The sequence below is a fragment of the Gammaproteobacteria bacterium genome (assembly GCA_024235095.1).
Classification (GTDB): domain Bacteria; phylum Pseudomonadota; class Gammaproteobacteria; order Competibacterales; family Competibacteraceae; genus UBA2383.
Genome location: JACKNC010000001.1, coordinates 834,748 through 855,456, shown reverse-complemented (window position 1 = coordinate 855,456; position 20,709 = coordinate 834,748). Strand labels below are relative to the sequence as shown.

18 protein-coding genes are annotated in these 20,709 nt (G+C 59.3%); 16 read left to right on the top strand and 2 right to left on the bottom strand.

Annotated features, from left to right (window positions below; translation table 11 throughout):
* Positions 1 to 44: 44 nt before the first annotated feature.
* Positions 45 to 347, bottom strand: coding sequence for an accessory factor UbiK family protein (locus H6973_03645; protein ID MCP5124749.1), 303 nt, complete (start codon positions 345 to 347; stop codon positions 45 to 47).
* Between the two features lie 311 nt (positions 348 to 658).
* On the opposite strand from H6973_03645, the gene glnK (H6973_03640) reads away from it, so the two are divergent.
* The 11 genes from glnK (H6973_03640) to H6973_03590 all read left to right on the top strand — a co-directional run bounded on the left by glnK (H6973_03640) (position 659) and on the right by H6973_03590 (position 14,686).
* The gene (glnK, locus tag H6973_03640) at positions 659 to 997 is read left to right on the top strand and encodes a P-II family nitrogen regulator (protein MCP5124748.1); all 339 of its coding nucleotides are present in this window, start codon (positions 659 to 661) and stop codon (positions 995 to 997) included.
* Positions 998 to 1,059: 62 nt separating this feature from the next.
* A complete protein-coding gene (locus H6973_03635) occupies positions 1,060 to 2,391 on the top strand; it encodes an ammonium transporter (protein ID MCP5124747.1) in 1,332 nt (443 codons plus the stop codon).
* Between the two features lie 129 nt (positions 2,392 to 2,520).
* Positions 2,521 to 2,859, top strand: a complete 339-nt coding sequence (gene glnK / locus H6973_03630) for a P-II family nitrogen regulator (protein MCP5124746.1) — start codon at positions 2,521 to 2,523, stop codon at positions 2,857 to 2,859.
* 175 nt (positions 2,860 to 3,034) lie between these two features.
* Positions 3,035 to 4,441 carry a glutamate--tRNA ligase gene (locus H6973_03625; protein ID MCP5124745.1) on the top strand — a complete coding sequence of 469 codons (1,407 nt, stop codon included), beginning with the start codon at positions 3,035 to 3,037 and terminating at the stop codon, positions 4,439 to 4,441.
* Between the two features lie 243 nt (positions 4,442 to 4,684).
* Positions 4,685 to 4,879, top strand: a complete 195-nt coding sequence (locus tag H6973_03620) for a hypothetical protein (protein ID MCP5124744.1) — start codon at positions 4,685 to 4,687, stop codon at positions 4,877 to 4,879.
* A 12-nt stretch (positions 4,880 to 4,891) separates the two neighbouring features.
* Positions 4,892 to 8,521 (top strand): hydantoinase B/oxoprolinase family protein, encoded by a 3,630-nt coding sequence (locus H6973_03615; GenBank protein MCP5124743.1) that lies wholly within the window; start codon positions 4,892 to 4,894, stop codon positions 8,519 to 8,521.
* A gap of 18 nt (positions 8,522 to 8,539) precedes the next feature.
* Positions 8,540 to 11,071 carry an ATP-dependent helicase HrpB gene (gene hrpB, locus H6973_03610; protein MCP5124742.1) on the top strand — a complete coding sequence of 844 codons (2,532 nt, stop codon included), beginning with the start codon at positions 8,540 to 8,542 and terminating at the stop codon, positions 11,069 to 11,071.
* Positions 11,072 to 11,188: 117 nt separating this feature from the next.
* A complete protein-coding gene (locus tag H6973_03605; GenBank protein ID MCP5124741.1) occupies positions 11,189 to 12,382 on the top strand; it encodes a glycosyltransferase family 1 protein in 1,194 nt (397 codons plus the stop codon).
* Positions 12,364 to 12,936 (top strand): phosphatase PAP2 family protein, encoded by a 573-nt coding sequence (locus H6973_03600; protein ID MCP5124740.1) that lies wholly within the window; start codon positions 12,364 to 12,366, stop codon positions 12,934 to 12,936. The genes H6973_03605 and H6973_03600 overlap by 19 nt, the downstream gene beginning before the upstream one ends.
* A 62-nt stretch (positions 12,937 to 12,998) precedes the next feature.
* A complete protein-coding gene (locus H6973_03595; GenBank protein MCP5124739.1) occupies positions 12,999 to 13,808 on the top strand; it encodes a GNAT family N-acetyltransferase in 810 nt (269 codons plus the stop codon).
* The gene (locus H6973_03590) at positions 13,808 to 14,686 is read left to right on the top strand and encodes a 1-acyl-sn-glycerol-3-phosphate acyltransferase (protein ID MCP5124738.1); all 879 of its coding nucleotides are present in this window, start codon (positions 13,808 to 13,810) and stop codon (positions 14,684 to 14,686) included. The genes H6973_03595 and H6973_03590 overlap by 1 nt, the downstream gene beginning before the upstream one ends.
* A 17-nt stretch (positions 14,687 to 14,703) precedes the next feature.
* On the opposite strand, the gene H6973_03585 is transcribed toward H6973_03590, so the two are convergent.
* Positions 14,704 to 15,735 carry an N-acetyl-gamma-glutamyl-phosphate reductase gene (locus tag H6973_03585; protein MCP5124737.1) on the bottom strand — a complete coding sequence of 344 codons (1,032 nt, stop codon included), beginning with the start codon at positions 15,733 to 15,735 and terminating at the stop codon, positions 14,704 to 14,706.
* Between the two features lie 140 nt (positions 15,736 to 15,875).
* Here H6973_03585 and H6973_03580 point away from each other — a divergent pair, with 140 nt between their 5' ends.
* The 5 genes from H6973_03580 to H6973_03560 all read left to right on the top strand — a co-directional run bounded on the left by H6973_03580 (position 15,876) and on the right by H6973_03560 (position 20,709).
* On the top strand, positions 15,876 to 16,835 hold the full coding sequence (locus H6973_03580; protein ID MCP5124736.1) for an acetoin utilization protein AcuC: 960 nt from the start codon (positions 15,876 to 15,878) through the stop codon (positions 16,833 to 16,835).
* Positions 16,836 to 17,019: 184 nt separating this feature from the next.
* A complete protein-coding gene (locus H6973_03575) occupies positions 17,020 to 18,273 on the top strand; it encodes a serine hydroxymethyltransferase (GenBank protein ID MCP5124735.1) in 1,254 nt (417 codons plus the stop codon).
* 28 nt (positions 18,274 to 18,301) lie between these two features.
* Positions 18,302 to 18,778: a transcriptional repressor NrdR gene (gene nrdR / locus H6973_03570; protein ID MCP5124734.1), complete on the top strand. Its 477-nt coding sequence runs from the start codon at positions 18,302 to 18,304 to the stop codon at positions 18,776 to 18,778.
* A gap of 83 nt (positions 18,779 to 18,861) precedes the next feature.
* Positions 18,862 to 19,926: a bifunctional diaminohydroxyphosphoribosylaminopyrimidine deaminase/5-amino-6-(5-phosphoribosylamino)uracil reductase RibD gene (gene ribD, locus H6973_03565; GenBank protein ID MCP5124733.1), complete on the top strand. Its 1,065-nt coding sequence runs from the start codon at positions 18,862 to 18,864 to the stop codon at positions 19,924 to 19,926.
* Between the two features lie 123 nt (positions 19,927 to 20,049).
* Positions 20,050 to 20,709, top strand: coding sequence for a riboflavin synthase (locus H6973_03560; protein ID MCP5124732.1), 660 nt, complete (start codon positions 20,050 to 20,052; stop codon positions 20,707 to 20,709).

The window sequence follows — 20,709 nt, the reverse complement described above, 5'->3', positions numbered from 1 at the left end:
AGGGGATGAGGCATTATGCACGAACTTGGTGGGTGCGGCAGGCGCTATTCTTCGCCTTCCGGTTCAGCCGGTTTCTCCGCAGTCTTGCGCCGCTTGCCACCGCCCGCGGCTTTGCTTTCCAGGTCGGCCATTTGTTTCTCCAGTTCATCCAGCTTGGCCCGGGTGCGCGCCAGCACCTCCTGTTGCACTTCGAATTCTTCGCGCGTCACCAGTTCCAGCTTGGCGAATGTCGTTTGCAGCGCCGCATGGAAGTTCTTTTCCATGTCCGCCTGAAATTGCCGGAAGCCCGGCGGCAATGTTTCTACAAAACGCTTGGCCAAGTCATCAATAGCCTTGGGATCGATCATTGTTGCTTCTCCAGAAATTAGGGTAATGCCCCTTACAAGTTTAACGGGAATTTATGGTTTGTATGCCTCCCCCAGTTATTGCACCAAATAAGTGCAATAACTGGCTATTGTGGGCAGCCAGCGACCGCGCGATGAAAATATTGAGAGTAATTTTTATAACAACTTATTAATTATAAATAGATTAATTAAAGTGGCATACGATGTGCTTTTTTCGACAAAACGAATTGCCGGCGTTGGTAGGCAACGTTCGTCGAGACGTTGAAACAACACGTCGCCCCGCAGGGGTGTGCGAAGCCATCAGGAGTTGCATCATGAAATTGATCACGGCGGTTATTAAACCGTTCAAGCTGGACGATGTTCGGGAAGCACTTTCGGAAGTGGGCGCGCAAGGCGTCACTGTCACCGAGGTCAAAGGTTTTGGTCGGCAGAAGGGACATACCGAGCTGTACCGAGGCGCCGAATACGTGGTGGATTTTCTGCCCAAAATCAAAATTGAAGTCGGAGTCACTGATGATCTGGCGGACCGGGTGGTTGAGGTGATTTCGCGGGCGGCGAACACTGGCAAAGTCGGCGACGGCAAGATTTTTATCTGTGACCTGGAAAACGCGGTCCGCATCCGCACCGGCGAATCTGGACCAGAAGCGCTATAAGCGCCCATTATTTCCAAATAGATTCTGTTTTCAACCCTAGGAGAACTCCACTGATGAGAGCAATGCAAGTGGTAAAAAATGCTGGCTGGCTGGCGCTGCTGGCCACTCTCGCGCCGACCCTGGCGCTCGCTCAGGAAGCAACCCCAACGCTTAGCTCCGGCGATACCGCCTGGATGTTAACGTCTACCGCCCTGGTGCTGTTCATGACCATTCCCGGCCTGTCGTTATTCTACGCGGGCATGGTGCGCGCCAAGAATGTGCTGTCGGTGATGATGCAATGTTTCGCTATCACCGCTCTGGTAACGGTGTTATGGACTCTGTACGGGTATAGTCTGGCGTTCGACACCACGGGAATGGTGGCGGACACGATTAATCTCAACTCCTTTGTCGGTACGCTCAGCAAGGCTTTTTTAAGCGGAGTGGCGGTGGACAGCCTGTCTGGCACTATTCCGGAAACCGTATTTATGGTCTTCCAAATGACCTTTGCGATCATTACGCCAGCGCTCATTGTTGGCGCCTTTGCTGAACGGATGAAGTTTTCTGCGCTACTGTTGTTTATGGCGTTGTGGCTCACTGTGGTTTATCTACCTATCGCTCATATGGTGTGGGGCGGCGCAGGTTCGTTGATTGGCAGTCATTGGGGGGTGCTTGACTTTGCTGGCGGCACGGTCGTGCATATCAATGCCGGCGTCGCGGGTCTAGTGGCGTGTCTGGTGCTAGGCAAACGCAAGGGCTATCCAGCTACTGCCATGCCGCCGCACAACCTCAATTTTACGATCGTGGGGGCTTCGATGTTATGGGTCGGCTGGTTTGGGTTTAACGCGGGCAGCGCATTAGCCGCTAATGGCAGCGCCGGCATGGCGATGGCGGTTACCCAGATTGCGACGGGCATGGCGGCCCTGGCCTGGATGTTCGCAGAATGGATGACGCACGGTAAGCCAAGCGTATTGGGCATCGCTTCCGGCGCGGTAGCCGGTCTGGTGGCGATTACTCCGGCTTCGGGCACGGCGGGACCGATGGGGGCCCTGTTAATTGGTCTGGCTTCTGGCGTAATTTGTTTTTTAGCCGCCACCAAGTTGAAGCGGGCGCTGGGTTATGACGATTCATTGGATGCTTTCGGCGTCCATGCCGTAGGTGGTTATCTGGGTGCGATCCTGACGGGGCTGTGTGCAGATAAGATGATGGGCGGCATTGGTCTGGCTGATGGTATGACGTTGGGTAATCAGTTGTTGGCCCAATTCAAGGGTGCAACCTTTACTCTTGTCTATACTGCCATCGTAAGCTTTATTCTGCTTAAGATCGTGGATGTAGTGATTGGACTCCGGGTAACGGACGAACAGGAAACCGAAGGTTTGGATATCGCCCTGCACGACGAGCGGGGTTACAACCTGTGATAGTGGGGGGCGGATATCAGGCTTATTAAGCTTGGATATTCGCCCCACATCGCGCATGGACATGGATTTCGGTTATATTCCCGTTCAGAATTTAACTTTTCAGGTTAGGCGAAACGCCAGAGGGTATCGATGAAGCTAGTCACTGCGGTTATTAAGCCATTCAAGCTGGACGATGTGCGGGAAGCGCTATCGGGTATTGGGGTACAGGGCATCACCGTGACCGAGGTGAAGGGGTTCGGTCGCCAGAAGGGGCACACCGAGTTGTATCGGGGCGCTGAATACGTGGTGGATTTTCTGCCGAAAGTGAAACTGGAAATCGCTGTCGATGACAGCCTGGTGGATAAGGTCGTTGAAGCGATTTGCTCCACGGCCAACACCGGCAAAATCGGTGATGGCAAGATCTTTATCTACGACTTGGAGCGCGCGATCCGGATTCGCACCGGTGAAATCGGACCCAGCGCATTGTAACCACGTCGTGGCGAGGCGCATCCAACCGGGCGGGGCAGTGGCTCCGCCTTTTTATTTTGGCGATCTTGCCGCATCATTGCCCAGTCTCACAGAATTCAGTTATGCCTTCCCTGTGCTGAATCTGATGGGCTTTACTATCAAGCTGATCATTAAATTAAATAAAACTTAAAATTGCATAATGACCACCACCCTTAAAACGCGATTCGCCCCCAGCCCGACCGGCTATCTGCACCTGGGCAATGTTCGCACCGCTCTGTTTAACGCGTTGCTGGCCCGGCATTCGAGTGGCCGGTTCGTGTTGCGTATCGAAGATACCGACCGCGAACGCAGTCGTCCTGAGTACATTGAAGGATTACTGCATGATCTGCGCTGGCTGGGTCTAGACTGGCAGGAGGGGCCGGAAATCGGCGGTCCCGATGCGCCTTATGCACAGTCGGAGCGGACGACGGTTTATGCTGAGTACTATCAGCAATTGGATCAGGCAGAGCAGGTCTATCCCTGTTTTTGCACGCCCGCGGAGTTAGCGCTAAGCCGTAAAGCGCAGCGGGCCGCCGGCAAGCCGCCGCGTTATGCCGGAACCTGCGCCCGGTTGAATGAAGCCGAACGTCAGGCGCGACGGGAACGGGGTGTGCAGCCCACTTTGCGCTTTCGGGTGCCAGCAGGGCGGATTGTCGAGTTCACCGATCTGGTGCGTGGTCCCCAGCGTTTCGCCAGTGACGATATTGGCGATTTTGTCATCCGCCGGGCGGATGGAGGTCCTCAGTTCTTTTTCGTGAACGCTGTCGATGATGCGCTGATGGGCGTTACGCATGTGCTGCGCGGCGAGGATCATTTGACCAATACCCCGCGTCAACTGCTGTTGCTGGAAGCGCTGGAGCTTCCAGCGCCAAATTACGGACACATGGCGCTGATCGTTGGATCGGATGGCGGGCCGCTGTCCAAGCGCGAGGGCGATCTCAGTATTCGTGAATTGCGAGCGGCGGGTTATCTGCCGGAGGCGTTGCTGAACTATCTGGCCCGGCTGGGTCACCGTTATGAGCAGGATGCCTGGATGGAACCCGCGGAACTGGCTGCCGGGTTCGCCGTGGAGCATTTGGGACGGGCGCCAGTCCATTACGATGAAGCGCAATTATTGCACTGGCAAGCCGAGGCGGTGCGATTTGCAGCGCCAGAACGATTGTGGGCGTGGATGGGGGAAACGGTTCATGAGCGCGTGCCGCTATCCTGTCGGGATGACTTTGTGGTTGCGGTGCGTCCCAATATTCGTTTCCCGGTCGACGCCGCTTTCTGGGCAGAGCGTTTGTTCAGTGAGGAATTGCCCTTGAGCGAGGATAGCCGGGCGGTGATTGCCGCAGCGGGATCAGGTTTTTTCACGCACGCGCTGGCCGCATATACCGAACATGGCGCTGCTTATCAACCGCTGGCCGAAGCGCTGAAGCAGCGCACCGGCGCAAAGGGTAAAAACCTGTTTATGCCGTTGCGGGCGGCGTTGACTGGTGAGACTCATGGCCCCGAACTGGCGCGGATTCTGACGCTATTGCCGCCGGATATCATGCGCCAACGATTAAAAGCCTGGTGTTGATGGTTTTCTTTCCATTGATCTGCTTGACCCTCTTCATGTGCTGACCTGTGATTCATGTATACATCAACTATATTAAAGTTGTCAGCAACCCAGCTTTGGCTCCTTACCGATGGAGGCCGATGATGACAGCGACGGTTTTAGCGACTCCAACCTGGAAAACAACTCTTTTACGAGTACGACCCGGATCGCGGGACGCTCAAAGGTTGGCTACGTCGCAAGAAAGGACTGGAGCCAATTACGCCAATGGAAGGCTGGCTCAGTCGGCGGTTAGGGATTCGGTTTAGCCTGGAAGGGACCGACTTGATGTTGTATCGGCCTGATGGGCGGCGCTTTGAGACCTTTGTGGAAATGGCGCAGCGCGCCGAAACGGAGCGCCAACGTGCGGAACGGTTGGCGGAACGGTTACGCGCGTTGGGACTTGATCCCGACATGGAATGATTGAGCCTTGCCATGCCCAAAACTGTTTCCACTTCCCGCTGGCAGTTCTGGATTGACCGAGGCGGCACCTTCACCGATGTCGTTGCGCGCCGTCCGGATGGCCGGCTGGTCACCCACAAGCTGTTATCGGATAACCCGGAACATTACCCGGACGCCGCGTTGCAGGGCATTCGCGACTTGCTCAAGATCCGGGCGGATCAGCCGATTCCCGCCGAACGTATCGCCGTGGTGAAAATGGGTACGACGGTTGCCACCAATGCGCTGCTGGAGCGCAAGGGCGACCGCACGTTGCTCTTGACCACGCGAGGATTCCGCGATGCGCTGCGCATTGGCTATCAGAACCGGCCCCAATTGTTCGCGCGCCACATCGTCCTGCCGGAGTTGCTGTATGAGCGAGTCGCCGAAGTCAACGAGCGAGTTTCAGCCTACGGCGATGTCATCATTCCTTTCGATCCCGCCGGCGCCCATGAAGCACTGAGCAACGCTTATCAAGCCGGTATCCGCGCCGTGGCTATCGTCTTTCTGCACGGCTACCGCTATCCGGCGCATGAGGAACAGGCGGCGGCGCTGGCCCGCGAAATCGGCTTCACGCAAATCTCAGTCTCCCACCAGGTCAGTCCGCTCATGAAGTTGGTCGGGCGCGGTGATACGACCGTAGTTGACGCTTACCTGTCGCCGATCCTGCGCCGCTATGTCGACCGGGTGGCCAGTGAACTGGGCAACGCGCGCCTCCTGTTCATGCAATCCCACGGTGGATTGGCGGATGCGCATCATTTCCACGGCAAGGATAGCATCCTGTCCGGTCCCGCTGGCGGCATTGTCGGCGCGGCCCGCACCGCCGCCCAGGCCGGTTTTGACCGGATCATCACCTTCGACATGGGCGGCACTTCCACCGATGTCGCGCACTATGCCGGTGAGTACGAACGCACGTTTGAAACTCAGGTCGCTGGCGTCAGACTACGCGCGCCGATGTTGCATATTCACACTGTGGCGGCGGGCGGCGGTTCGATCTGCCGCTTTGACGGCAGCCGGTTGCGCGTTGGCCCGGAATCCGCCGGCGCGGATCCGGGACCAGCCTGTTACCGGCGCGGTGGACCGCTGACCGTCACGGATTGCAATGTCCTGCTGGGACGGATTCAACCGGAGTTTTTTCCTCACGTTTTCGGCCCGGCGCAGAACCAGCCGCTGGATCGGGACATCGTGACGCGCCAGTTCGCTGCATTGGCCATTGAAGTGCAGAACGCAACCGGTAAGACCTATGCCCCGGCGGAGTTGGCTGAAGGCTTTTTGCAGATCGCCGTGGAAAACATGGCCAATGCTATCAAGCAAATTTCCACCCAGCGCGGTTACGACGTGACCGAATACACGCTGTGCTGCTTCGGCGGCGCGGGCGGACAACATGCTTGCGCAGTCGCCGATGCGCTGGGGATGCCAGCGATTTTCATCCATCCTTTTGCAGGAGTCCTGTCTGCTTACGGCATGGGTTTGGCCGATGCACGCTTGTTGAAAGAACGTGCGATCGAAGCGCCGTTGACAGTCGAATTAATGGCATCGCTGGAATCGGTCTTTGTGGAACTGGAGCAAGCGGGCCGGAACGATATGCAGGCGCAAGACATTCCGGCGGAGCAGATACACGCGGTTCGCACTGTCCGCCTACGTTATATCGGAAGTGATACCGCTTTGAGCATCGCCGCCGGTAATGCAGAAGAATTGCAAACCCGATTCGAATTGGCACATCAGCAACGTTATGGTTTCCTTATGCCTGACAAGGGATTGATTGTCGAAGCGTTGTCGGTTGAAGTGATTGGCGGTGGCGACGCCTCGCTCCCACTGGCGGGAGAGGCATTCGGGGAGCGGGTTGGGCGGGCTGACTTATTGCCCGGCTGCCGCATTCCCGGCCCGGCCATCCTCAGCGAATCCGGTGCGACAACGTTCATCGCATCGGGTTGGCAGGCTGAGGTCACGGCGCATAACGCGCTGGTTTTGACCCGTTGCCAGCCACGCCCTGCGCGAGTGGCCGTAGGTACTGAGGTCGATCCTATCTTGCTGGAAGTGTTCAATAATTTGTTCATGGCGATTGCCGAGCAGATGGGGGTGACGCTAGCCAATACCGCGCATTCGGTCAATATCAAAGAGCGGCTGGATTTTTCCTGTGCGCTGTTTGACCAAGAGGGACAACTGATCGCCAACGCCCCGCATATTCCGGTGCATCTGGGGTCGATGGGTGAAGCGGTGCGGGCAGTGATTCAAGCCAAACAAGGTCAATTCCAGCCCGGCGATGTGTACGCCAGCAATGCGCCCTACCACGGGGGGACGCATCTGCCGGATATTACGGTGATCACCCCGGTATTCGACGCTGCTGGACAGGAGTTGCTGTTCTACATCGCCTCGCGCGGCCACCATGCTGATATTGGCGGCATCACTCCCGGCTCGATGCCGCCGGATAGCGTAACCATCGGCCAGGAAGGCGTGCTGCTCGATCATTTTCTGTTAGTTAGCGGTAGTCGATTTCGTGAACGGGAATTGCTGGAACGCCTGAGCGGCGGACCGTGGCCAGCGCGCAACCCACAACAGAATCTGGCGGATTTGCAGGCGCAGATTGCCGCGAATGAAAAAGGCGCTCAGGAGTTGCGGCGGATGGCGGCGCATTTCGGGCTGGACACCGTCTGGGCTTATATGGGCCATGTTCAGGACAATGCCGCCGAGCAGGTGCGCCGGGCGCTGGATCGGCTACAGGATGGCGCATTTACCTGTGAAATGGATAACGGCGCGGTAATTCGCGTCGCCATCACCCTGAACCGGGAAGCGCGTTCGGCCCGGATCGACTTCACCGGGACATCACCGCAACAGACCAGCAACTTCAACGCCCCGCGCGCGGTGTGCATAGCGGCGGTGCTGTATGTGTTCCGTACTTTGGTCGACGACGAAATTCCACTAAACGCCGGGTGCCTGCGTCCACTGGAGTTGATCATACCGGCAGGCTCGCTGCTCGATCCACGTCCCCCGGCGGCGGTGGTCGCTGGCAATGTGGAAACCTCGCAATGTATCGTCGACGCGCTGTATGGAGCGCTGGGCGTGATGGCCGCTGCGCAGGGAACGATGAACAATTTCACCTTCGGCAACGACCGCTATCAGTATTACGAAACAATCTGCGGCGGTGCGGGCGCGGGACCGGGCTTTACCGGCGCTTCAGCGGTGCAAACCCACATGACCAACTCGCGGCTGACTGACCCGGAAGTGCTGGAATGGCGGTTTCCGGTGCGCCTGGAGGCGTTCAGCATTCGCCGGGGTAGCGGCGGTGCTGGTCGCTGGCGTGGTGGGGATGGGGTCGTGCGCCGCATCCGCTTTCTGGAGCCGATGACCGCCGCGATTTTATCCGGCCATCGGCGGATCGCGCCCTATGGATTAAACGGCGGCGAACCGGGCCAGGTTGGGCGCAACACCGTGGAGCGGGTTGATGGCGCAGTCGAGGTTCTACCCGGTACGGCGCAAGCGGCGATGCAACCCGGAGATGTATTCGTGATCGAAACGCCCGGTGGCGGGGGATGGGAGGCAGGTGAGAAAGTCCATTCATTGTCTTGCAGAATCAATACCGCGACCGGCTCAAGCTCCATACCTGCGCCGTCGTGGGCATTGACCTGAACCGCTGGTTTGGGCGTCATGGGCGAACCGATCGCTTCATTGCCGATCGAACCGGTGATTCCGGCGCTGCGCGTTGCGCTGCGGAAGGCAACCGCTTTGGTGTTGCAAGCCCCGCCGGGCGCAGGCAAGACGACCCGCATACCGCTGGCGCTGCGCGACGAATCCTGGCTGGCGGGCCGTCGCATCCTGTTGCTGGAGCCGCGCCGGCTTGCTGCGCGGGCAGCGGCGGCGCGCATGGCCGCACTGCTGGATGAGCCGGTTGGCCAAACGGTGGGCTACCGCATCCGCTTTGACCACCAGATTTCACGCCATACCCGCATCGAAGTATTGACCGAGGGTATTCTGACCCGCCGTCTGCAACGCGATCCGGCGCTGGAGGGCGTGGGGCTGGTGATCTTCGACGAATTCCATGAACGCAGCCTGCACGCTGATCTGGCGCTGGCGCTGTGCCTGGACAGTCAGCAGGGATTCAGGGAAGACCTGCGGTTGTTAGTGATGTCCGCAACTCTGGACGGCGCGGCGGTAGCCCGGCTGTTGGGTGACGCGCCGATCATGACCAGCGAGGGTCGCGCCTGGCCGGTAGACCGGCGCTATCTGCCACGCGATCCCGACGGTCTCGATCTCACGGTTGTGGTTCGCGGCATCTTGAACGCCCTGGCGCAACACGCGGGCGATGTACTGGTATTCTTGCCCGGTGGCGGTGAGATTCGCCAGGTTCTACGGCGGCTGGAAATCGAACCGGTTTGCAGCGGGCTGGCGCTGATTCCATTGTATGGGGATTTGCCGGGAGACGCACAGCAACGCGCCTTGCAACCGGAACCCGCTGGCCGACGCAAGGTCGTTCTCGCAACCCCGATTGCCGAAACCAGTTTGACCATTGAAGGGGTTAGCGTGGTGGTGGATGCCGGCTGGACTCGTGTCCCGCGCTTTGACCCGCGCAGTGGGTTGACGCGCCTGGCCACCGTACGGGTATCCGCCGATGCTGCGGAACAACGCGCTGGCCGCGCCGGTCGGCTGGGACCGGGAACCTGTTATCGGCTCTGGAGCGAAGCGGCTCAAGGGCGACTTCGCCCACAGCGCGCGCCGGAAATCCAGGAAGCAGACTTGGCGCCGCTGGCGCTGGAACTGGCGCAATGGGGCGTCGCCGATCCCTCAACCCTGGCCTGGCTCGATCCGCCGCCGCCGGGCGCTTTAGCCCAGGCGCGCGCCTTGTTGATTGATTTGGAGGCGCTGGATGAACAAGGCCGCATCACGCCGACCGGGCAGGACCTGGCGGAACTGCCCACTCATCCCCGGTTGGCGCATCTCTTACGGTGCGGCGCAGCACTGGGCCAGGGTGTGCTGGCCGCTGACCTGGCGGCATTGCTGGAAGAACGCGATCTGCTGCGGGGCGAACATACGTTCGGCAGTGATTTCACCATCCGGCTGGACGCTCTGCAAGCCTTCCGGCGCGACGGGCGCGAGGGTGTGCGGCGCTGGCAGGCGGATCCTGCGGTCTGCGTTCGAGTGGATCAGGCGGCGCGGCGCTGGCGCGCTTTGTTGACGGGAGTTCGTAGTTCTGAAGCCCCACCGGAGGCCACGACTGTCGGATTGCTGCTGGCGCTGGCCTATCCCGACCGGGTTGCTCGCCGGCGCGAAGGCAGCGCCGATCGTTATCAATTGGCCAATGGGCGCGGGGCGCGGTTAGTCGCAGGCGATCCGCTGACTGGCCGGGACTGGCTGGTCGCGGCGCAACTGGACGCCAGTGGTAACGAGGGCCGGATTTGGCTGGCTGCTCCGGTCGATCCGGCTGATTTGGAACAGCATCTTGCCGCTCGCGTACAAACAGTCGCCGAAGTGAGTTGGGACGAACGGCAAGCAGCGGTCATGGCTCACCGACAGCGGCGGTTTGGCGCGTTATTACTGGACAGCGCCCCACTGATGACCCCCGGCCCGAATTCCCTGCGCCAGGCGATGCTGACCGGGATTCGGCAAATGGGCTTGAGCAGTCTGCCGTGGACGCCGGAATTGCGCGACTGGCAGGCGCGGCTGCTTTCCGTCCAACACTGGTTTCCAGACGAAGGCTGGCCCGAAGTCGCCGACGACCGGTTGCTGGAGCGTTTGGAGGCATGGCTGGAACCCTGGCTCGAGGGCATCACCCGGCGGGAGCATTTGCCGCGACTGGATTTGACCCGCGCCTTGCAGAGTCTGCTGGATCACCGGTTGTGGGTGCGGCTGGATGAACTGGCCCCGACGCATCTCAGCGCACCCAGTGGTTCCCGCATCCGCCTGCGTTACACGCCGGGCGAGCCACCGGTGCTGGCGGTGAAGTTGCAGGAATTGTTCGGTCTGGCGGATACGCCGCACATCGCTGGGGGACGAATTCCGGTGACTTTGCATTTGCTATCGCCGGCGCAACGACCGATTCAGGTCACACAGGACTTACGCGGCTTCTGGGAACGCACCTACGCCGAAGTCAAAAAGGAATTGAAGGGCCGCTATCCCAAGCATCCCTGGCCGGATGATCCGTGGACAGCGACGCCGACGCGGCGGGTCAAGCCAGCGCGGTGATAGAGGTAGCGACCAGTACTTCTTAGCGGGTAGTCAAGCGGGATGGCGCAAGGTTTGTCTTGATTCCTTAATCAAACTGCCATCCCTTTGTTGCCATCGGCCCGGAAAATCCCGGGCATGGCTACCCAACCTCACATTGATGTTCTTCATCGCCGATTGCGCATCGGCATTATCACCGAAACTTATCCGCCCGAGATCAACGGCGTCGCGCTGACCATTGCGCGCTGGATCGATGGGCTGCGCCAGCGTGGCCATATCGTGCAATTGATCCGGGTTCGTCAGAGCAGGGGCGATCCATTGCCTCTGGTCGATGCGCTGGAAATCCTGCCGCTCCCTGGCTTCCGCATCCCTGGTTATCCCCAGTTACAGGGGGGCTGGCCAGCGACCCGGACCCTGCTGACGCACTGGCGGCGGAACCGTCCCGACCTCATTCATATCGCGACCGAAGGCCCGCTTGGCTATTCCGCCCTGCGCGCAGCGCAACGCCTAGCGATTCCGATTTCAACCAGTTTCCATACCCATTTTCAGAGCTACAGCCGTCACTATCACCTCGGCTGGCTGGCAAAACCCATCATGGGTTATCTGCGCCATTTCCATAATCGGGGCGTGCAAACCCTGGTTCCCACGGCGGAACTGGCGGCGCAACTGCAAGCCAGCGGCTTTCTTCACACCCAGGTGCTGGCGCGGGGCGTGAATACCCGGTTGTTTTCGCCCGAACGCCGGAGTTCAGAATTGCGCGCGGCCTGGGGCGCCAGACCGGATACGCTAGTTGCGCTGTACGTCGGTCGCCTGGCGGCAGAGAAGAATCTGAAACTGGCCATCAGCGCTTTTCAGGCTATCGAGCGCGTTCAACCGAATGCCCGGTTGGCGCTGGTCGGCGATGGCCCGCTCATGTCCGATTTGCGCGCTGGCCATCCCGGATTCATCTACTGCGGGATGCGTCAGGGAGAAGATCTGGCGACTCACTATGCCTCTGCCGATCTGTTCCTGTTCCCCAGCCTTACCGAGACCTTTGGGAACGTCATTCTGGAGGCGCTGGCCAGCGGGTTGCCGGTCGTAGCGTTTGACTACGCCGCCGCCCACACCCATGTCGAGTCCGAGCGCGCTGGTCGGCTCGCGCCCTTTGGCGATGCTCAGGCGTTCATCGCCGCTGCCGCCGCTCTGGCCAAGGACTTTCCTGCCCTCCAAGGTATGGGGCAGGCTGCGCGCCAGGCAGTCCGGCAACTCGACAACGAGCAGGTTTACGATCGCCTGGAGACCCTGTTTTTGAACGTCGCGAATGGAGAATCCCCATGTCCGATTCCCTGTTGAGTCCCATCATCGAACGACCCGCTCCTTCTTGGTCGCGTTTGACGGAGAAGGAACTGGGTTGGTGCCTGCGCTTTCAACAGCGCATCGATCAACGCGCCCTGGTGCGCCTGTTTGCGGTGGTCAGCCGGCTGGGCGATGGAGTGTTCTGGTACGTCCTGATGGTTGCGTTGCTGCTCAGCGAGGGCTGGCCGGCAACGCCCGTGGTAGGCCACATGCTGCTGGTGGGCGGGATGGGCCTCGCATTGTACAAATGGCTGAAGGCGCGCACTACCCGCCCCCGGCCCTGCGCTCGCCATGAATGCATTCAATCCCGGGTTGAGCCACTCGATGAATACAGTTTTCCGTCTGGTCATACCCTGCACGCCGTGGCCTTTACCCTGGTCGCCTGGCACTACTATCCGTCATTGGCCTGGCTGCTCCTGCCCTTCACCATGCTGGTCGCGTTGTCGCGGCTTGTACTGGGCCTGCACTATCCCAGCGATGTGCTGGCGGGCGCATTGATCGGAGCAATCCTTGCGTGGCTGACCATCCAGTCGCCGTTCATGCAGATTTAACCGCCCGGTCAAAATGTCGCAACGCAATATTCTTACGCTACGCAATATCCTGAATCTTCACAATGGAGGTCGCCTTCTTGAGTACCGAATCACTTGTCGCTACCCAATACGCCCGTGATTTCCCTGCTGCGGTTCTGTTGCCTCCGGTTGAAGAACGGTCGATCCGGGTGGAATTCGCTCAATCCCGTGAAGATATCGAGGCGACCCAGCGGTTGCGTTATACGGTTTTCGCCGAGGAAATGGGCGCACGGTTGCATAACCGGATTCCCGGACTCGACCATGATCGCTTCGATCGCTATTGCCAACATCTGGTTGTTCGTGATGCGCTGGGTGAGGTGGTGGGCTGCACCCGCATTCTCACCGCGCCGGCAGCGCAACGCGCCGGCGGCTTCTACTCGCAAACCGAATTTGATCTGGCCCCGGTGCTCGCCTTGCCTGGACGGTTCATGGAAATTGGCCGCACCTGCGTCCGCGCCGACCATCGTAACGGTACGACGATTAGCGCTCTCTGGTCAGGGCTGGCGGCGTTTATCAGCAACCATCGGATCGACTATCTGATCGGTTGCGCAAGTATTCCTCTGGGTGAGCAGGGTTTGGAGGCGCAGGCCCTGTATCTGGAACTGGCGCAACGCCATCTGGTTGCCGATTCGTTACGGGTCACGCCGCATTTGCCGCTGCCTCGCCGCGATGGATTGGCGCCCCGCAAGTGCGCCGTGCCGCCGTTATTGAAAGCCTACTTGCGCCTCGGCGCTCGGATCGGGGGGGAACCCTGCCTCGATCCCGACTTCCAGGTCGCCGACGTGTTCATCCTGCTGTCCACGCAGCGCATCGAACGGCGCTATGCCCGGCATTTCCTGGAACGCGATCAGTGATGGCCTCATTTCCGCTCGCTTCCAAGTCAAAACCGCCGGTCACCACGCACTCCCCTAACGCGCATACGAGCGAGAGCAATCAGCATTCACCCCAGCTGCGCGCACATCCGCGGGCGCTGGACGCTAACTGTCGCTGGAAACCCGGTCTAGTCCGCGCCGGGCGGCGCAGTGTGCGGACCCCCTTGCTCATTCTGCACATTCTGGCCGGTGTATTGATTGCCGCCGCTCTAGGACCGGGGCGGCGGCATTATGTCTCAACACGGCCGCTGGTCTGGTGGAGCCGGGGCCTGTGCCGGATTCTGGGTGTGCGCCTGCGAGTGCAGGGGACGCCCCATCCTGCTGCAACGCTGTTTGTCGCCAATCATTTATCTTGGCTGGACATCTTCTGCATCGCGGCAGTCTGCCCGACGCACTTTCTGGCCAAGCAGGAAGTAGCGCATTGGCCGCTCTTTGGCTGGCTATGCCAAAGGGCGGGAACCGCTTTCATCCGCCGGGGCGGCGACCATGGCGCGAGTGAAGCGCTGGAGCGGTTGGTTTGGCGTCTGCGAAAGGGTGAGCGGATATTGGTGTTCCCGGAAGGCACCTCAACCACCGGCGAGAGCGTAAGACGCTTTTTCCCTCGTCTATTCCAGGCAGCGATTCTGGCGCGCTGTCCCGTGCAGGCCATCGCGTTGCGCTATCCTCATTCCGAGGGCGTCCATCCCATCATACCCTTCGTGGGCGACGCCGCCCTGCTGCCGCATCTGTGGCAATTGCTCGGCGAATCAGGCATCGTTGCCGAGCTGTATTTTGGAACGGTCCATTCCGCGCCACATACCTCCCGCGATGCGCTGGCCCGGCTGACCCATACCGAAATCAGCCAGCGGATCGCAGCATAAGCGCGCGATGACCGTCTTCACGGCAACAACGCAATTTCCTCCAAGCCAGCGCTCTCCGGTAGCCCAAACATCAGATTCATATTCTGCACCGCCTGACCCGCCGCGCCCTTGACCAGATTATCGATCACCGATAGCACCACCACCGTTTTGCCATTGTGTGGACGATGCACGGCCAACCGGCACTGGTTCGACCCACGCACGCTCCGGGTTTCAGGATGCGATTTTTCCGGCAAAACATCGACAAAGGGTTCCGAGGCGTAGCGCTGCTCGAAGAGCGCCTGCAAATCCACATCCGAATTTTTCAGCGTAGCGTAAAGCGTGGCGTGAATACCGCGAATCATCGGAACCAAATGCGGCGTAAAAACCAGTTCCACTGGAGTCCCAGCTACGGCGGTCAATCCCTGGCGAATTTCCGGCAGATGACGATGAGCGGGCACATTGTAGGCTTTGAAATTGTCGCCAGCTTCACACAGCAGGATGCCCACTTCAGCCTTCCGTCCTGCGCCGCTGACTCCGGATTTAACGTCGGCGATCAACGAGTGGGAGTCCACAACGTCGGCTTCCAGCAACGGCAAAAAACCTAATTGCACCGCGGTCGGATAGCATCCGGGATTAGCCGCCAGACGAGCGCTGCGGATTAACTCGCGGTTTACTTCGGGCAAGCCGTAAACCGCTTCCCGTAGCAAGTCCGGGCAAGCATGCGGCATCCCGTACCATTTCTCCCATTCCGCAGCATCTCGCAGACGAAAATCAGCCGCCAGATCGATCACCTTGACGCCGGCCTCAAGCAACGCCGGGACGCTTTTCATTGCTGTGCCGTTGGGTGTGGCGAAAAACACCACATCGCAACCCTTCAGCACGGCATCGTCAGGTTCAACAAACGCCAGCTCCACCCGGCCTCGAAGATTGGGAAACATCTGGCTGACCTGGACGCCTTTTTCGCCGCGCGAAGTGATGACGGATAATTCCACATCCGGATGCGCCGCCAGCAACCGCAGCAATTCCACACCGGTATAACCGGTTCCCCCAACAATGCCTGCCTTGATCATCTCTTTAACCCACTCGCATTTATTGCAAAACCTGACCCAAAATGTTTTGGGTCCATGATGCCCAAAACTCACTTCAAGCTGAACTATCATAATAAGTATTGCGGAAGCATTAACACTTAAAACGACGAGGCTTGCAAGTAATGTCACGAAGTAGAACGGTGGCTGTCTACACCGGCGAAGAATTAGGCCGCTACGGTTTCGACGATCATCCCTTTGGCGAGGATCGCATTCATGCTTTTTGGGACGAGATGCACATTCGCCATCTCGATTACCAGGTGCGCATTTTCCATCCGGTTAAGGCCACCGAGGAGCAGCTCACGCTGTTCCACACGCCTGGCTACGTTGAAAAGGTCAAAACCCTGTCCGAAACCGGTAGTGGTTTGCTGGATTATGGCGATACTCCCGCCTATCGCGGTGTGTTCGAAGACGCCTCGACCGTAGTGGGCACGGTGGTTGACGCCGCGCGCAAACTGATGAACAACGAAGCGCGGCGCATCTTTGTGCCCATTGCCGGTCTGCATCACAGTATGCCCGATACCGCCTCTGGTTTTTGCGTCTTTAACGACGCCGGCGTGGCGATCAAAATTCTGCAACAGGAATATGCCCTGGAGCGCATCGCCTACGTGGATATCGACGCCCATCACGGCGACGGCGTGTTCTATCCCTTTGAATCCGACCCTACAGTGATCTACGCCGACATTCATGAGGATGGCCGTTACAACTTTCCCCAAAGCGGTTTCCCACACGAGATTGGCAAGGGCGAAGCCAAGGGCCGCAAGCTCAATATCCCCTTGTTGCCCCTGTCCGCCGATCCCGACTTTTTGATGATGTGGGACAAGGTCGAAGAATTCCTGCGCCAGTGGAAGCCGCAATTTATTGTCATGAACTGCGGCGCCGATGGTCTGGATGGCGATCCTCTGGCGCATCTGCACTATACCTACCGCGCCCATGCCCGCGCGGCTCGCGGCTTGTGCGAGATTGCCGAGGAGTTCGCCGAGGGCCGTATTTTGGGCGTCGGCGGCGGCGGTTATGATCTGCGCAATGTCGGCAAGGCTTGGGTCGCTGTTATCGATGCTTTTCTGGAAACCCCGATGCGCTGAGTTCCCCCCAACCCAGCTCCTCACTCTGCCAGAACGATCCTGACCGCGCGCCAGTCATAATTTCTGCATTTTCTTGGGCCATTCCCGTTAATCGTCACTGAAATCGGGTATGATTCTTTGTTTCCCATGGTTCGCTCGCACTGGATTCCAGGACAGCGGGCGCCCGCCTTTGCAGAGGTTGCGAATGTTCAGTCGAGAGATGCGGATAGCCGGGTTTGACAACGAATTGTGGGCCGCCCTGCAGGGTGAAAAGCAGCGCCAGGAAGCCCACATTGAGCTGATTGCTTCGGAAAATTACGCCAGCCCGCGAGTGCTTGAAGCCCAGGGTTCGGTGCTGACCAACAAGTATGCCGAAGGTTATCCTGGCAAACGCTATTACGGCGGTTGCGAATTCGTGGATATCGCTGAACAACTGGCCATTGACCGCGCCAAGCAATTGTTCAACGCCGATTACGCCAACGTCCAGCCGCATTCCGGTTCACAAGCCAACGCCGCTGTTTACATGGCGCTGCTCGATCCCGGCGATGTCGTGTTGGGCATGAGCCTGGCGCACGGCGGCCATCTGACCCACGGCGCCAAAGTCAACTTCTCCGGGCGACTTTATCAGGCGGTGCAGTACGGGTTGAATGATGCGACTGGCGAAATTGACTACGAGCAGGTTGAGCGGCTAGCGCTCGAATGTCAGCCAAAAATGATTATTGCCGGTTTCTCGGCCTATTCACGGGTGGTGGACTGGGCGCGTTTCCGAACCATTGCCGATCAGGTGGGCGCCTATTTCGTCGTAGACATGGCCCACGTTGCCGGTTTGGTCGCAGCGGGCGTGTATCCGACGCCCGTTCCCATCGCCGATGTGGTCACCACGACGACCCATAAGACTCTGCGCGGCCCACGCGGCGGCCTAATCCTGGCCCGCGCTAATTCCGAGATCGAGAAGAAACTGAACTCGCTGGTCTTCCCCGGCACCCAGGGCGGACCGTTAATGCATGTCATCGCCGCCAAAGCGGTCGCTCTCCTGGAGGCCCTGCAACCGGATTTCATCGACTACCAGAAGCAGGTCGTCGCCAATGCCCGAGTGATGGCCGGGACGTTCAGCGAGCGCGGCTATGATGTGGTGTCCGGCGGCACCGATAATCACTTGTTCCTGGTGAGTCTGATCGCTAAAGGTCTCACGGGCAAAGCGGCTGACGCTGCCCTGGGCCGGGCCTGGATCACGGTGAACAAGAACGCGGTGCCCAATGATCCTCAGTCGCCTTTCGTTACCAGCGGTCTGCGCATTGGCTCACCGGCGGTGACCACCCGGGGTTTCCAGGAACGCGAATGTCGGGAATTGACCGGCTGGATTTGCGATATTCTTGACGATCTGAATAACGAAGCCGTGATTGATCGGGTGCGTGGCCAGGTCGCCGAACTCTGCGCCCGGTTCCCGGTGTACGGCTGATCCATCTCCTGGCGGCAAGGCGGCGACAGTGCATTGTCCATTCTGCAACGCCCCGGACACTCGCGTCGTGGACTCGCGCCTGCTGGCGGAGGGCGATAAAGTCCGCCGCCGCCGCGAATGTCCGGCATGCAGCGCCCGTTTCACCACCTACGAGATCGCGGAACTGGTGCTGCCGTCGGTGGTGAAACGCGATGGCCGCCGTGAGCCGTTCCTGGAGGAAAAGCTGCGCACCGGACTGATGCGGGCGCTGGAAAAGCGGCCCGTCAGCACCGAGCAACTTGAAAAACTCATCCTGCGAGTTAAAAATCGGGTGCGCGCCAGTAGCGAACGTGAATTGAGCAGTCAGCAGATTGGCGAATGGGTGATGGATGAATTGCGGCGTCTGGACCCGGTTGCCTATGTCCGCTTTGCTTCCGTTTACCGCAGCTTCGAGGATGTTAATGCTTTTCGCGTTGAAATCGAGCGCTTACAGAACACCTTACGCGATTCGATGAATTCCGAGTGATTGCTCCTGAACTTCTGCGCATCCCTGATGCGTCTCCCGCCGGCGGTGAATGAATGGCATGGCTGTCTGACGATTATCGCTACATGGCGCGCGCCTTGATGCTGGCCCGGCGTGGGTTGTATAGCGCCGATCCGAATCCTCGGGTAGGTTGTGTACTGGTGCGCGCGGGTGAAATCGTCGGCGAGGGCTGGCATGAGCGCGCCGGCGAACCTCATGCGGAAGTCAACGCACTGGAAATGGCGGGCGATCGGGCGCGCGGCGCGACAGCTTATGTAACCCTGGAACCCTGCTGCCATCACGGCCGCACCCCGCCTTGCACCGATGCGCTGCTGAACGCCGGCGTCACACGTATGGTTGCGGCGATGCCTGATCCGAATCCACAGGTTGCCGGACGAGGATTGACGCAATTACGCGAGGCTGGCATGACCGTGGAATGCGGGCTGCTGGAAGCGGAAGCTCAGGCGTTAAACCTGGGGTTCGTTCAGCGGATGACGCAGGGTCTGCCGTTTATCCGGGTCAAACTGGCGATGAGCCTGGATGGACGCACTGCCCTGGCTTCAGGCGAGAGTCAATGGCTGACAGGCGAGGCGGCGCGACAGGATGTGCAAAGACTTCGCGCACGCAGTTCGGCGATTCTGACCGGAATTGGCACAGTACTGGCGGACGATCCCAGTCTTAATGTCCGCCTGCCGGGAACGTCGCGCCAGCCATTGCGGGTTATTCTCGATACGGAACTGCGCACTCCCCCGACCGCGCGAATCATGCGGTTACCGGGTTCGGTGCTGATTTTCACTGGAGTGGCTGATCCGGTCGCCCAAGCGCCGCTGCGGGCCGCCGGCGCGGAAATTGTGGTAACGCCACACTGTGAATGGGAACTGGATTTACCGGCGATCATGACGGAGCTGGCCGGTCGTGAATGCAATGAAATCCATGTGGAATGCGGGCCAACTCTGGCTGGCGCCCTGTTGCAGGCCGATCTGGTAGACGAACTGGTGGTCTATATAGCTCCGGTGCTGCTCGGCAATAAGGCGCGTGGCCTGTTCCAATTACCGGAATTGACGCGGATGAGCCAGCGCACCGAGTTGGAGATACTGGAGATGCGGGCCATTGGAAAGGATTGGCGGGTAACATTAAAGCCGGTCAGTTAGAGGTTTCAAGGCTTAAATATCACATTTCAAATATAGCAAAAATTCTGGGAATTTTTGTCTCAATTATTAGATCGAATAAAGCTTTATAAAGATTTACTCTTAAAACTCTCCGGGATTCCCGCCATGTTCACCGGCATCATTACCGCCGTCGGGACGATCACAACGATTCAGCCGCAAGGCGGCGACTTTCGTCTGCGCATCGCCACCGGCAAACTGGATTTACGCGACGTCCACCTCGGCGATAGCATCGCGGTGAGCGGCGTCTGTTTGACCGCTGTCGACTTGGCCAATGACGGCTTCTGGGCTGACATGTCTCGCGAAACCCTGGAGCGCACCACGCTCGGCGAGGTAACGCCGGGAACCCGGGTCAACCTGGAAAAAGCCCTGACGCCGACAACCCGGCTTGGCGGTCATCTGGTCAGCGGCCATGTCGACGGCGTCGGCGCCGTCACCGAGTGGCGTTCCGACGGTCGCTCCTGGCGGTTGCGCATTCAAGCGCCGGATGCGCTGGCCCGCTACATTGCAGAGAAAGGCTCCATTTGTGTGGACGGAGTCAGCCTGACCGTTAACCAGGTCGATGGCGCGGCGTTCGAACTTAATATTGTCCCGCATACGCTGGTGGAAACCACGCTCGCCGATTTCAAAGTCGGTCGGCGGGTCAATCTGGAAGTGGATTTGATTGCCCGCTACCTGGAGCGCCTGCTGCTGGGCGAACGCGCCGCGCAACCTGGCGGCAGCGGTCTGACCGAGGCGCTGCTGCGCGAACACGGCTTCTGGAAATAA